We start from the raw sequence: 12,371 nt of genomic DNA, 5'->3' as shown, positions 1-12,371 counted from the left end.
GGAGTAAAGGAGCGGCGTTGTTTGGTCATCTGACACCTCGATCTGGCGAGCATTCTCGCCTAAATGGGTGTCCGGTTTCATTAGACCACTACAGATCGTTATGGCTATAGGTCAGCCGCGTGAGGAAACTCCCATCCTTGACCCGGACGAACTCGCACGTCAGCCTCCAATCATTCGGGAGCAAATGGAAGCGTCTGCTCGGTCCACAGAGCAAGCAGTGAAGGCGGCGAACAAAGCGATGGAAAAAACGCGGAAAGCCGAGAAGGCTAAAGCGAAAAATTTCCTAGCCCAATACATGAAGGCGAAACGTATGTGAGCATTGGGGGGAGTCGCATCGTTTTAGGGCAGAAAATGGGCTGCTGTAGGCGCGCGTTGCGCTTTCTAATACCAAGCAATTAGCCGTAATTGCTTGCCTATAGCTGCCTGTATGAATGCAGGAAGGGGTCCGAATCCCTATCTCAGACCTTTGGATGGAAGGCTTGATAGGGCCAGCCGTAGGGCTATTCGGCTGTACTCGACGAAGCATAGAAATTCATTCCGCAACCGAAATAGAACCTCCCGATTTTAGAGGGCTCCAGCGAGGAGTAAATGTTGGTGATGCGGAATAGATTCTCATATAAATTATTGAAAATAATGAGGATATTCGTGGATTGCAAATCCGCCTACGCCGGTTCGATTCCGACCTCGGCCTCCACTCTTAAAAGCCCCGTAGATTAACGTCTACGGGGTTTTTTATTGCCTGGGATTTGAGAAACACTTCCTCAACCCCGCCCCGTGGCGGAGGGCGAAATGTAGCAGGACAGAGTCGGCTGCCTCGACTACACAGGTTTCGCAGGCGCGTCATGAGACCCAGGATTCAAACCGGCAACCGGAATTGCTTGCGCAAGCTCTTATCAAACACCCCGGCGGGAGCGAAGCGGCGCAGCAGGCTGATTTGTTTCGCTGCCTTCCCGGCCGTGTAGCGAAGCTTGGGGTGAATATCGCTCGCCGCTTCTACGACTACCGTCGCTACGACTTCTGGACGATCGGCGTTGGGCATCACATCGGCCAGCAGCGCCTTGAACCCGGCGCGCGCCTGGTCGTACTCCTTCAGCGGTGAGTCCGGTTCTATGCCGTTCTGATCGAAGACGGTTCTTACGAATGCCGGCTCGATAATCGAGACTCGGATATTGAAGGCGCGCACCTCGTGATCAAGGGATTCCGAATAGCCCTCGAGCGCGTGTTTGACCGCTGAGTAATGAGCGGAGTAGGGCGCGGGCACTAACCCCAGGATCGATCCGATATTGATGATGCGGCCTTGGCCATTTGCCCGCATCGACGGTAAGACCGCATGGGTCATGCGGATCACGCCGAACAGGTTGACGTCGAACAGTGCCTGCACCTGCGAGATCGAGAACTCTTCCGCGCCACCCAGCAGGCCAACGCCAGCATTATTGACCAGAAGGTCGATCCGCCCAGTCCGCGCAAGTACAGTGGAGACGAGGGCGCTGACAGCGTCGTCATCGGTCACATCACAGACGAGCATGGTCACCTGGGTTGGCGTGCCGGTGGCCTTGCGGCTCGTGCCGAACACGGTGTATCCCGCCCGTACCAGCGCCTCAGCGGTCGCGCGACCAATGCCCGATGAGGCGCCGGTCACAATCGCGGTTCTTTCGGAAGATGTACTCATTTGCTACTCCAAGTGTGCGGCTCACTCACAACGTCTTTCGTGAACGAAGAGGAGGGGATAGTTATTTGACTTTAATGATGACTTTGCCCTTGGATCTTCCTTGTTCGACATAGCTCAAGGCGTCGGCGGTCGAGTCGAAGGTAAATGTGCGGTCGATCACCGGTTTGATACTGCCGGACTCAACCAGCGCCGTTATCTTGTCCAGTTGCGCGCCACTGGCACGCATAAATACGAACGCATAACTGACTTTCTTGTTTCGCGCTTTCCTGCGAATACCGCTGCTCAACAGACGCATCACCAGGCCCACTACCCAGGGTAACTTTTGCGCCTGGGCAAACGCCGGCGTCGGTGGCCCGGAGATGGATATCAGTTGGCCTCCCGGCTTCAGAATGGTCAGCGATTTTTCCAGTTCATCCGCGCCCAGGCTGTTTAATACGACGTCGTAATCCTGAAGAACCTGTTCAAACTTTTGCGTCTTGTAGTCAATCACGACGTCTGCCCCGAGTGCCTTGACCCACTCCACGTTAGCTGTGCTGGTGGTCGTCGCGACAAAGGCACCCAGGTGCTTGGCGAGCTGGATAGCGACGCTGCCAACGCCGCCGGAGCCCGCTTGGATAAAGACCTTCTGACCCTGTTTCAGCCTGGCGCTGTCAACCAGCACTTGCCAGGCCGTCAACGCAACCAGCGGGAGGGCGGCGGCCTCTTCCATGCTGAGGTTTTCAGGTTTCAATGCCAGTGCGTTTTCATCTACCGCAATCAGTTCCGCGAAGGTGCCTATGCGCGCCTGAGGAGGCCGTGCGTACACCTCATCACCCGGCTTGAAGCGCCGCACGGAGGCCCCGACGCGGACCACCACCCCCGCCAGGTCATTACCCAATATCAGCGGGAATGAGTACGGCAGGATCAGTTTGAATTCGCCCGTCCTGATCTTCGCGTCGAGCAGGTTGACGCTTGTGGCATGCACCTGAACAAGCACGTCATGGGCACCCACTTCAGGGGCGGGCACTTCGCTGATGCGTCCATTCTTTTTGCCGTAACGGTCGATCGAGAATGCCTTCATTTTGATTCAGCTCTCATGGCGTTCAATGGAACTTGACCGCCTCAGTTATTCAGGGATCCGCGTCAAGATCTGGTGTGAAAAAGGGGCATGGCAGCCTAATGCCAGTCAGTTAAGAAGCAGCAAGAGCGAAAAGTAACCCGTGGCGAGGGCGCTTGCTCCCGCTGGACTGCGCAGCAGTCCCAGTCTTTTGAAACAAAGAGCTGGGGCCGCTTCGCGACCCAGAGGGAGCAAGCGCCCTCGCCACAGGTACGGTGCTCGCCCTTAAATGACTGGCATTAGGCATGGCAGCCCCTTGATATGGGTCGTATTTATGCAGTGGCGGTGTATCGCTCGGCGACATCGGATTGTCGAATCTGCGCCAGTAAACCCTGACGTGCAGCCTGCAAGGCATCCCAGCGGGCGGCATCCTGCAAGGGAGGAATCGTCACGGTCTCGCGACGATCAAAACCCACCAGCGCCGCGTCGACCAGATCGCCGACCTCCATCACGTCAGTCAGGGTATTGATGTCGATGCCTGCACGTTCCCAGATCTCGGTACGCGTGGCGGCTGGCAAGACGGCTTGCACGTAGACGCCTTTGGGCGTCAATTCCAGGCTCATGCCTTGTGATAGAAACAGTACAAAGGCCTTGGTCGCGCCGTAGACCGTCATGCCGAACTCCGGCGCCAGGCCCACCACTGAACCTATGTTGATAATCGCGCCGTCCCCGGCCTGGGCCAGGCGAGGGGCGATGGCGCTGGCCAGTCGCACCAGCGCGGTCGTGTTGAGCGTCACCAGTTGAGCAACGCTGTCGGTGGACTGTTCGATAAAGCTACCGGATTGCGCGGCACCCGCATTGTTTACCAGGATGCCAATGCTGGCATCCTCGCGCAGGCGCGTTTCGACAACCGTCAGGTCGCCGCTGTGGGTCAAGTCAGCCTGAAGTACCTCGATGGCGACCTTGTGTTTATCGCGCAGTTGCGCTGCCAACGCCTCCAGTCGATTTTTGTCGCGGGCGACCAGGATGAGGTCGTGGCCGCGTTGCGCGAAGCGCTCGGCATAGGTGGCGCCGATGCCCGTGGAGGCGCCGGTGATGAGGACGGTGTTAGGGAGGCTCATGGCTTGATTCTCTGTTGTGGATGTAGGGCGGGAACGTTCGCGAAGGTGACGTTCAGGGGTGGCGTTGGCCGCTTTCAGTGAGTGGCGGGTAGTCGATGTAGCCCGCGGCGCCGCCGCCATACAGGGTGGCCGGATCAAAGGCGGATAAAGCTGCATCGGTCTGGAGTCGCTCTACCAAATCAGGGTTGGCAATGAACGGACGGCCGAAGGCAATGAGGTCGGCTTTGTCTTCAATCAGTGTCGAGGTGGCCAGGTTCAGGTCGTAGCCATTGTTGGCGATGTAGGTGTTATTGATGCGTTGGCGTAAGGCGCCGAAGTCGAAGGGCGCCACGTCGCGAGGCCCGCCAGTGGCGCCTTCGACCACATGCAGGTAAGCCAGGCCGAGGGCGTTGAGTTGATCGACGAGGTAATCGAATTGGGCTTGCGGGTCGGTGCTGGACACCCCATTGGCCGGCGACACTGGCGATAGGCGGATGCCCGTGCGCTCAGCACCGACTTCGCTCACTACCGCCGCCGCAACCTCCAGCAACAAGCGCGCACGATTTTCAACCGAGCCACCGTAGGCATCCGTGCGCACATTCGCGCCGTCCTTGAGGAACTGGTCAAGTAAATAGCCGTTCGCACCATGGATTTCTACACCATCAAAACCAGCCGCAATTGCGTTTAACGCGGCGCGACGAAAGTCGCCCACGATGCCGGGCAGTTCGCTGATGTCGAGCGCCCGAGGTTCAGAAACATCCACGAAACGATTGTTGACGAACACCTTCGTCGCTGCACGGAGCGCAGAGGGCGCAACCGGTGCTGTGCCATTTTCCTGAAGGTCGGTATGGGACACGCGCCCCACATGCCACAGTTGCAGGAAAATACGTCCGCCCTTCGCGTGAACGGCTTCTGTGACAGAACGCCATCCGTCTATTTGCGCCTGCGTATAAATCCCGGGGGTGTCTTGATAACCCTGGCCCTGCTGTGAGATCTGCGTGGCCTCGGAAATCAACAGGCCTGCAGAGGCTCTCTGGCTGTAATAGGTCGCAGCGTGCTCGCTCGGAACAAAGCCCGCGCCCGCACGGTTCCGCGTCAGCGGTGCCATTACGATTCTGTTGGAAAGCGTCAGTGAGCCGAGCGTGTAGGGTTCAAACAAGGTCTTGTCGTTCATATCGATTCCATACTCGTTGATCAATGACGGCGACCTGCGCCGCAATGGCAGAGGCTTGCAGTACGGAATTTATGATGTCGATCATAATCAAAGATGTCAACGTTTTTGATTATGACTGACATCAGAGTATAGTCAGGCCATTGTTCAGGAGGCACAGGAGCGCAAAATGAAGATCACCAAAACGCAATCCATCGCCAACCGGGCTCATATTGTGGAGACGGCGTCAGCGCTGTTTCGTGAGCGTGGCTACGATGGCGTCGGGGTGGCAGAGCTGATGGCGACTGCCGGTTTTACCCAGGGAGGGTTCTACAAACACTTCGGTTCCAAAGCAGACTTGATGGCCGAGGCCGCTGAAAACAGCCTTTCGCAATCCCTGGCCAATACCTGCCACCTCGACGTTACGGGGTTCGTCAACATGTATGTGTCGCGCGAGCACAGAGACGGCAGGAGCGGCGGGTGCACCATGGCGGCGCTGTGTGGCGATGCTGCTCGCCAGTCAGATGAGTTAAAGGCGACCTTCGCCAGCGGCGTAGAGAGCACCCTCGCAGCACTCGAGGAAAATTACCCGGCGGGTCCGGATACGACGAAGCAAGACGTCCGCGCAAAAATGATCGACCTGCTGGCGCATGCAATCGGCGCAGTGATGTTGTCGCGGGCGTGCCCGGATGACTCTGCTCTGGCGGATGAAATACTCGAAACGTGCCGTGCTGAGATCGTGGCGTCGTTGCCGTTGGGTGAGGAAAAGCAGCCTAGGAACAGCCAAGAGGACACTGATTGATTTGTAGATTTAAAACGTTGAGTTGCATGTCTGCCTGTGGCGGTTCGATTTCTACCTTGGCCGCCACTTGCGGAAACCCCCCGGATTAGCGTGTACGGGGTTTTTAATTGTCTGGGCGTTTTTGTACTTTTAACGTACTTATTCATCGCGAAACTGTCTAGCGTACTGTGAACGTTGACAGTATCGGACGAGAAAAGGGTTGATCACTATTTCTCTGCAGTGTGCCGCGTTTGCAACCGGCATAGGCAAGGACTGACGCAGGCGAGGAGGAATGGACGAGGGCTGTAAGTCAAACGCTCTTTAATTCTTCTCCCGTACGTCATCGAAATACTGACTCTTCCTGAAAGGACTTCAACATGTCGACCGGATTGCAATCGCCAGAGGGAACAGGAAAACCCGAAGCAAAGCCGCAAGCAGGTGAACGCTCCAATAAGGCGGCGGTGCCGCCGTCTCAGTTGGCTCGCCTGAAAGATTTTTCGACCGTGCCCAACACGTATCTTAAGATGGTCGGAGGTTATGTAAAAACCACGGAGGACATTACACAAGCGTCTCTGTTTCTGGTGGTGAATTATGGAGAGGGTAATTGGTATATTGTCACCGTGGCACCGCTGAGTATCTTTCCTATACAAATTCAAGCTATCTCTATGCCTACGGAAGTTGGACCAATGCGGCGTATCTGACGGTGAAGCCGGTGAGTTTTATCAAGTACCCTGGGTTGTATTTATATAATGGGTGGGTGTGTTGCAATGGTGTTAAAAAGTCGCCTGGAAACCTGATGAATGTCCATCCGGAGTGGATCAACTCGGCGGTATGAATCGATAAGCAGCACCTACTGGCAAGTGCTAAGTGTGCTGCTTTATCAGGCCATGCTGGCAGATTTCAGTTATCGCCTTCAGCGCTGTGCTCCACGCACTTGAGCAGGAATAACGCTATTCCTTCTTCCAACGGAAAGGGCATCCGTAAATGCCCTGCTTGAGTGTGTGACCGCGCGCTTACATGCCCTCAGACCTGACGATCCGCTGGTCCTTAACCTCACTCGCATACACCGCCATTTTTTTCTGCTGCGCGGCCAACAACGCGCATATTTTCATCAACGCCACGGCCTTATCCGGCGTTCTGCCGCTACCCGCCATCGCTGTCAATTCAACCACCGACCACCCAATCACCGCCGCCGCATCTTCCAGGTCGTAGAACAATTCCTGCTGTGCAGTCCTGGGCCCATCGAGCCCTTGTATCAAATCGTCCATCTATTGCCCCCATCAATCTCTGTCCGACACCCGTGTTACAGGTTACTTCCCCCCAGTCACATCCAGAAAGGTCCCGGTGATAAACGACGCCTCTGAGCTGGCCAGCCAAAGCACGGCCCGCGCCACTTCTTCGGGTTCTCCGCCCCGGCCCATTGGAATGCTGTCCTTGACGCGATCCACACGGCCAGGTTCGCCGCCGCTGGCGTGCATGTCGGTGTAGATGTGCCCCGGGCGTACGCAGTTGACGCGTATGCCTTCGCGCGCGACTTCCTTGGACAGCCCGATGGTGAACGTCTCCAGAGCACCCTTAGAGGCGGCGTAGTCGACATATTCGTTCGGGCTGCCAAGCCGGGCGGCGCCCGAGGACACGTTGATCACGCTGCCGCCCTTGCCGTTGTGGCGCAGCGACATGCGTTTCACGGCCTGCTGTGCGCACAGCATCGGGCCGATGGCATTGATTGCGAAAATGCGTTGCATACGGGCGAAGTCGAGGTCTTCGAAGCGCGATTGAAGCGCAATGATGGCGGCGTTGTTAACCAGCACGTCGATACGTCCAAACGTCTCGTCAATGGCGGCGAACAGGTGGGCGACCTGTTCTGGGTCTGCACTGTCGGCGCGAATGGCCAGGGCGCGTCGTCCCAAGGCTTGCACATCGGCCACCACGCCGAGGGCGGCGGCCTCGTTGCTGACGAAGCTGATTGCCACGTCGTAGCCTTGCGCAGCCGCCAGCCGCGCCGTTGCCGCGCCGACACCTCGGCTGCCGCCTGTGATCAAAATGAGGGGGGCTGAAGAGACAGTATCCATTGCTTGCGCCTTTTAGGAGGGCTGAGGGTTCAGCCGATAAGGATCGTGCCGGTCGCAATGACCACGCACGCGAGGACTTTTCGGACAGTCAGTGACTCGCCCAGGAAGTAATAACCGATCAATGCCGCGAACACTACGCTGGTTTCGCGTAACGCCGACACGGCGCCCATCGGCGCCTCTGACATGGCATAGATAACGATGCCATAGGCCAGCAGGGAGACCAGCCCTCCCAGGAAGGCCGTGATGCAGCCTGGGCGCGGCGTGAGCAGGCTGCGCGTGCCGCGCAGGCCAACGTAAACCAGGGGCATCATGATGCCCCAGAGCGCACACATCCACGCGGTATAGGCCAACGGCGCGTCGGACAGCCTTGCGCCGATGCCGTCCGTCACGCTGTAGGCCGCAATGAAAACGCCCGTGCCCAAGGCGTAAGGCAGGCTGGGGACGGCCAGCCTGCGCTGTTTGAAGGCCAGTGAAATGATGCCACCTGACACCAATACGATGCCTATCAGCGCGCCTGCGCTGACCGTCTCCTCGGCGAATGCGAAGGCGAACAGCGTGATCAGAATGGGCGAGGAACCACGGGCAATCGGGTAGGTTTGCCCAAGGTCGCCGACTTTGTAGCTGCGCACCAGGAACAGGTTGTAACCGACGTGCAACACGCCCGACAGGACCGCGTACGGCCAACTGGCGGCGGCGGGCGGCGTGAGGAACAAGGCAATGACCGTGCTGGCGACGGCCACCGCCAGGCACATTACGGTCATTGACCACAGCCGGTCGGTGCCGGCGCGCAACAGCGCGTTCCAGCTGGCATGCAGGAGCGCGGCGAAGAGGATGAGTAGAGCGATAGGAAAAGGCATGCGCCATATTAAGTAACATTATGGCTTGCCTGAAAGCGAAGTCCGTTCATCCTGGCATGAGTGATTATTCATGCTTTATCGATAGCGCTGCTGGGCTTGGACTGATTCGGCCAGCAGCCAGTGACGGAAACTGATGATGTGAGGCTGGGATTCGACCCCTTTGGGGCAGACAAAAAAGTAGGCGACCGGTGAAGCGAACGGCACCTCAAACAGCCTCACCAAGCGGCCGTCGTTGATTTCAGCTTCGACGTGGCCGCTACGCGCCAAGGCAATGCCATGGCCCAGTAATGCCGCCTCAATGGTCATGTTGGTATCAGCAAACCTGACGCTTTCGTTGAGCGCGCAACTCCCGACGCCGACGTGTTCAAACCAGGCTTCCCACTTGGGCACCAAGTCTGCGCCGTCGCGCGTCAGCAGCGGGTAACGCAACAGCTCGGCGGGCTCCTGCGGGGTGCCAAAGCGGTTGAGCAGGTCAGGGCTGGCCACCGGAAATATCTGCTCCCTGAGCATGAACTCCGAGTGCAGGCCGGGGTAATTACCATTGCCCAGGCGGATCGCTACGTCTGAATCTGCGCTGGAAAACGTGATTGCTTTGTCGCTGGTCTCCAGCGTGATCAGAATCTCCGGATGCTGTTGCGACAAGCTCGGCAACCTCGGGAGCAACCATTTCAGGGCGAAGGAGTAGGTGGCGCTGACCTTGAGCCGGACCCTGCCTTTTTGTTCCCTGAGGTCAGACAGTGTGGCCTCCAGGTTCATGAAAAACTCGCGCACGATGGGTGCCAGCGCCGCACCGGCGGGGGTCAACCGCAACGACTTGCCACGCTGGAACAGCTGCAGGCCCCAGAGGTCTTCGAGGTGCTTCAACTGATGACTGACGGCGCTCTGGGTTACATGCAACTCCTCTGAAGCCGAGGTGAAGGTCGCGTGCCGGGTGGCAACTTCGAAAGCGCGCAGCGTAGCGGTTGGCGGTAGGTCTCTCATGAGTGGGCCCCGGCGAGTCTGGTGGAAATCGTTTCCATGAATGAAGGCTCATGGTAGTTGATTGGCGTACCTTGACTCGACCTCACGGTTGCCAGGTCTGCGCAAAGGGCTGAGGCAACCCTGCAACGGTCTTCACGTTGTACCGTCACGCATACAAACCCTACCATCGCGTTACACGATAGCCGTGACGCCTTGCGGTTCGCACTGTCATATCCAGCGAGAAGTTAATCTCGTCAAGTAAGAGAGTGTGGTCATGAAGTTGAGTTATCTAACCAAGGCGGCTGTGGTTGTCGCGTTGTTGTCGACCTTGTCGGGCTGCTGGATATTCATGCCACCGGGAGGTGGCGGTGGTGGTCATGGTGGCGGGCATGGTCAGGGCGGTGGCCCAGGTGGCCCAGGCGGTGGTGGCGGTCCGCGTTAACGGACAGGCAAAAATAGCGGCAAGCCATGACGAATGGCTTGCCCTTTTTTTGCCTGCCAATCGCAGTTTGGGCCGAGGCGTTTATTCCAGCGTGACAAATCCCAGGCAAAGAAAAGCCCGCGTGGGGAGCGCGGGCTAAAAGGATGTTCATTAGGAGCTGGATTCACCATAGGCGCCCATCTGTGAAAGGTTTGTGAAAGCTTTGGCAAAAAAGTGTATGCCTTAATCGTACTGTGGCTGTACGGGTCAGGGCGGTCCATAAGCCTTTACTGTCACAGGCCTATCACCTGTGTTCGGATGCCGCGTCATGTTCATGTCTACCAGCCTGTTGTCAGCCTTTGTACTGTTCGCCTTCGTGTCCTCGATCACGCCAGGCCCCAATAACACCATGCTGCTCGCCTCTGGCGTGAACTTCGGGTTCCGCCGGTCGATGCCTCATGCGCTGGGGATCAGTATCGGGTTCATGCTGCTGGTGATCTCGGTGGGCCTGGGGTTGGGCGAGGTGTTCAAGCTGTTCCCATGGGCGTACACGGTGTTGCGCTACGTCGGCGCGGCGTACCTGTTGTACCTGGCGTGGAAGATCGCGACGGCGGGCGGTATGTCCGACAGCGATGATGCGCAGGGCAAGCCGATGACGTTCCTCGGCGCGGCGGCGTTCCAGTGGGTGAATCCCAAGGCCTGGATCATGGCGTTGGGCGCTATCACCACCTATACGCCGGCCGAAGGCTACGTCACCAATGTGCTGGTGATTGCACTGGTGTTCGCCGTGGTCAACTTGCCCAGCGTGTGTGTGTGGGTCGGGTGTGGCAGCGGCTTGCGCAACGTGTTGCGTGAGCCGCGCTGGCTGAGGTTCTTCAATGTGTCGATGGCGGGGCTGCTGGTGCTGTCGCTGTACCCGATGTTGTTTGCCGGTTGAGCGTCACACGGGGGAGATGGTCGCCAGCAGGCCGATGCCGATGGTCAACACCAAAAAGCCGAACAGGAAAAGTGCCATCTTGGTCATAAGGCCTCCGAAGGGAAGGGGGTAGGAATGGCGCTATTGTCCGCCCAAACAGTGTTTCGATACAGACGCAGATAGCGAAGAAAAAACCGTATCAGATGCCGTTGCCACTGTTCTGCTGCGGGCTTGATGCGGTTGCGGTTTGCTCAAGATCAGCGCCTGAGACAACTCACGTGTTTGCCCCTAAGATGGTGCACATTGCATCAACAATAAGAGTGGGCAAACCCTCGATGGAAAGACGTCAATTCAGCGGTGGCATGAAAGGCAAAAACCTGCGCTACCTCAATGAAACCCAGCAGCCGGCCTCGGTCACTCGCGTTGGCTTCCTGTTGCTCGAACACTTCTCCTTGCCCGCATTTACCCAGACCCTCGACACGGTGGTTACCGCCAACCTGCTGCGCCCCGAACTGTTCGCCTCGCGCACCTTCGGTTTGGACGATGGCGAAGTCATCAGCGACCTGGGCCTGGTAATCCGCCCCGACGCGCGCCTTGATGGGGCGGCCCTGCAAGACCTGGAACTGTTGGTGGTCTGCGGCGGTTTCCGTACTGAACTCAAGGCCAGTGAAGACCTCATCCACCTGCTGCGTACCGCCGCCGAGCACGGTATCGGCCTCGCCGGTCTGTGGAATGGCGCCTGGTTCCTCGGCCGCGCCGGCTTGTTGCAAGGCTATCGCTGCGCCATCCACCCTGAACACCGCCCAGCCCTGGCCGAAGTGTCCAAGGCTGCGCACGTGACCAGCGAACCCTACGTGATTGACCGCGACCGCCTCACGGCTTCAAGCCCCTCCGGCGCGTTCCACATGGCGTTGGACTGGATCAAGGGGCTGCACGACAAGGCACTGGTCGAAGGCATCGAAGACATCCTGGCTTTCGAAGAGTCACGTTACCGGCGGATCAAACCCACCGAAAACGTCAGCGTCAGTGCGCCCCTGCGTGAGGTGGTGAAGCTGATGGACGCCAACCTCGAAGAACCCCTGGAACTGGACCAACTGGCCGTCTACGCCGGCCGCTCGCGCCGCCAACTGGAGCGCCTGTTCAAGGAACAACTGGGCACGACACCGCAGCGCTACTACATGGAACTGCGCGTGACCGAAGCGCGGCGGCTGTTGCAGCACACCGAGCTGTCACAGGTGGAGGTGTTGGTGGCGTGCGGGTTTGTTTCGCCGAGTCATTTCAGCAAGTGCTATAGCTCGTATTTCGGATATCGCCCCTCCAAGGAGAAGCGGTTGGTGAAGTGATTGCACTCGATTCCTCCTGTGGTGAGCGGGCTTGCCCCGCGCCGGGCTGCGCAGCAGCCCCAATCA

General features: G+C 58.1%; 13 protein-coding genes. 5 read left to right on the top strand and 8 right to left on the bottom strand.

The features are described 5' to 3' along the window. Positions 1-856: 856 nt before the first annotated feature. The 4 genes from BM403_RS26235 to BM403_RS26220 all read right to left on the bottom strand — a co-directional run bounded on the left by BM403_RS26235 (position 857) and on the right by BM403_RS26220 (position 4,979). The gene (locus BM403_RS26235) at positions 857-1,669 is read right to left on the bottom strand and encodes an oxidoreductase (protein ID WP_093545832.1); all 813 of its coding nucleotides are present in this window, start codon (positions 1,667-1,669) and stop codon (positions 857-859) included. Between the two features lie 61 nt (positions 1,670-1,730). Further along, positions 1,731-2,729, bottom strand: coding sequence for an NADP-dependent oxidoreductase (locus BM403_RS26230; protein WP_093545829.1), 999 nt, complete (start codon positions 2,727-2,729; stop codon positions 1,731-1,733). Positions 2,730-3,037: 308 nt separating this feature from the next. Next, the gene (locus BM403_RS26225) at positions 3,038-3,826 is read right to left on the bottom strand and encodes an SDR family NAD(P)-dependent oxidoreductase (RefSeq protein ID WP_093545826.1); all 789 of its coding nucleotides are present in this window, start codon (positions 3,824-3,826) and stop codon (positions 3,038-3,040) included. Positions 3,827-3,878: 52 nt separating this feature from the next. Next, positions 3,879-4,979: an alkene reductase gene (locus BM403_RS26220; protein ID WP_093545823.1), complete on the bottom strand. Its 1,101-nt coding sequence runs from the start codon at positions 4,977-4,979 to the stop codon at positions 3,879-3,881. Between the two features lie 166 nt (positions 4,980-5,145). On the opposite strand from BM403_RS26220, the gene BM403_RS26215 reads away from it, so the two are divergent. Continuing rightward, entirely contained in the window at positions 5,146-5,757 is a 612-nt protein-coding gene (locus tag BM403_RS26215) for a TetR/AcrR family transcriptional regulator (RefSeq protein ID WP_093545820.1), read from the top strand. A gap of 356 nt (positions 5,758-6,113) precedes the next feature. Continuing rightward, positions 6,114-6,437 carry a hypothetical protein gene (locus BM403_RS31715; RefSeq protein ID WP_139238003.1) on the top strand — a complete coding sequence of 108 codons (324 nt, stop codon included), beginning with the start codon at positions 6,114-6,116 and terminating at the stop codon, positions 6,435-6,437. A gap of 312 nt (positions 6,438-6,749) precedes the next feature. Here the strand turns inward: BM403_RS31715 and BM403_RS26210 are convergent, their stop codons facing one another. From BM403_RS26210 to gcvA, 4 genes are all read right to left on the bottom strand, one after another. Continuing rightward, positions 6,750-7,004, bottom strand: a complete 255-nt coding sequence (locus tag BM403_RS26210; RefSeq protein WP_093545817.1) for a hypothetical protein — start codon at positions 7,002-7,004, stop codon at positions 6,750-6,752. A gap of 42 nt (positions 7,005-7,046) precedes the next feature. Then, the gene (locus BM403_RS26205) at positions 7,047-7,808 is read right to left on the bottom strand and encodes an SDR family oxidoreductase (RefSeq protein ID WP_093545814.1); all 762 of its coding nucleotides are present in this window, start codon (positions 7,806-7,808) and stop codon (positions 7,047-7,049) included. A 29-nt stretch (positions 7,809-7,837) separates the two neighbouring features. Then, the gene (locus BM403_RS26200) at positions 7,838-8,665 is read right to left on the bottom strand and encodes a DMT family transporter (protein WP_093545811.1); all 828 of its coding nucleotides are present in this window, start codon (positions 8,663-8,665) and stop codon (positions 7,838-7,840) included. Between the two features lie 75 nt (positions 8,666-8,740). Next, positions 8,741-9,646: a transcriptional regulator GcvA gene (gene gcvA, locus BM403_RS26195; RefSeq protein ID WP_093545808.1), complete on the bottom strand. Its 906-nt coding sequence runs from the start codon at positions 9,644-9,646 to the stop codon at positions 8,741-8,743. Positions 9,647-9,899: 253 nt separating this feature from the next. Between gcvA and BM403_RS31955 the strand changes: the two genes are divergently transcribed. The 3 genes from BM403_RS31955 (at position 9,900) to BM403_RS26185 (ending at position 12,305) form a co-directional block, all read left to right on the top strand. Continuing rightward, complete coding sequence (locus BM403_RS31955) at positions 9,900-10,067, top strand: hypothetical protein (protein WP_175538108.1); 168 nt, start codon at positions 9,900-9,902, stop codon at positions 10,065-10,067. A 307-nt stretch (positions 10,068-10,374) separates the two neighbouring features. Further along, positions 10,375-10,983, top strand: coding sequence for a LysE family translocator (locus tag BM403_RS26190; protein ID WP_093545805.1), 609 nt, complete (start codon positions 10,375-10,377; stop codon positions 10,981-10,983). 341 nt (positions 10,984-11,324) lie between these two features. Next, positions 11,325-12,305 carry a GlxA family transcriptional regulator gene (locus BM403_RS26185; protein WP_043205407.1) on the top strand — a complete coding sequence of 327 codons (981 nt, stop codon included), beginning with the start codon at positions 11,325-11,327 and terminating at the stop codon, positions 12,303-12,305. Positions 12,306-12,371 lie beyond the last annotated feature (66 nt).

Origin of the sequence: Pseudomonas sp. OV546, from assembly GCF_900116845.1 — a bacterium.
Lineage (GTDB): Bacteria > Pseudomonadota > Gammaproteobacteria > Pseudomonadales > Pseudomonadaceae > Aquipseudomonas > Aquipseudomonas petroselini.
Note: the sequence above shows the minus strand (reverse complement) of the source record. Positions and strands in the feature narration are given on the sequence as shown.

Coding starts and splice junctions, on each gene's coding strand:
- BM403_RS31715 (WP_139238003.1), top strand. CDS start 6,114: ATGTCGACCGGATTGCAATCGCCAGAGGGAACAGGAAAACCCGAAGCA.
- BM403_RS26185 (WP_043205407.1), top strand. CDS start 11,325: ATGAAAGGCAAAAACCTGCGCTACCTCAATGAAACCCAGCAGCCGGCC.
- BM403_RS26235 (WP_093545832.1), bottom strand. CDS start 1,669: ATGAGTACATCTTCCGAAAGAACCGCGATTGTGACCGGCGCCTCATCG.
- gcvA (WP_093545808.1), bottom strand. CDS start 9,646: ATGAGAGACCTACCGCCAACCGCTACGCTGCGCGCTTTCGAAGTTGCC.
- BM403_RS31955 (WP_175538108.1), top strand. CDS start 9,900: ATGAAGTTGAGTTATCTAACCAAGGCGGCTGTGGTTGTCGCGTTGTTG.
- BM403_RS26210 (WP_093545817.1), bottom strand. CDS start 7,004: ATGGACGATTTGATACAAGGGCTCGATGGGCCCAGGACTGCACAGCAG.
- BM403_RS26205 (WP_093545814.1), bottom strand. CDS start 7,808: ATGGATACTGTCTCTTCAGCCCCCCTCATTTTGATCACAGGCGGCAGC.
- BM403_RS26200 (WP_093545811.1), bottom strand. CDS start 8,665: ATGCCTTTTCCTATCGCTCTACTCATCCTCTTCGCCGCGCTCCTGCAT.
- BM403_RS26225 (WP_093545826.1), bottom strand. CDS start 3,826: ATGAGCCTCCCTAACACCGTCCTCATCACCGGCGCCTCCACGGGCATC.
- BM403_RS26215 (WP_093545820.1), top strand. CDS start 5,146: ATGAAGATCACCAAAACGCAATCCATCGCCAACCGGGCTCATATTGTG.
- BM403_RS26220 (WP_093545823.1), bottom strand. CDS start 4,979: ATGAACGACAAGACCTTGTTTGAACCCTACACGCTCGGCTCACTGACG.
- BM403_RS26230 (WP_093545829.1), bottom strand. CDS start 2,729: ATGAAGGCATTCTCGATCGACCGTTACGGCAAAAAGAATGGACGCATC.
- BM403_RS26190 (WP_093545805.1), top strand. CDS start 10,375: ATGTTCATGTCTACCAGCCTGTTGTCAGCCTTTGTACTGTTCGCCTTC.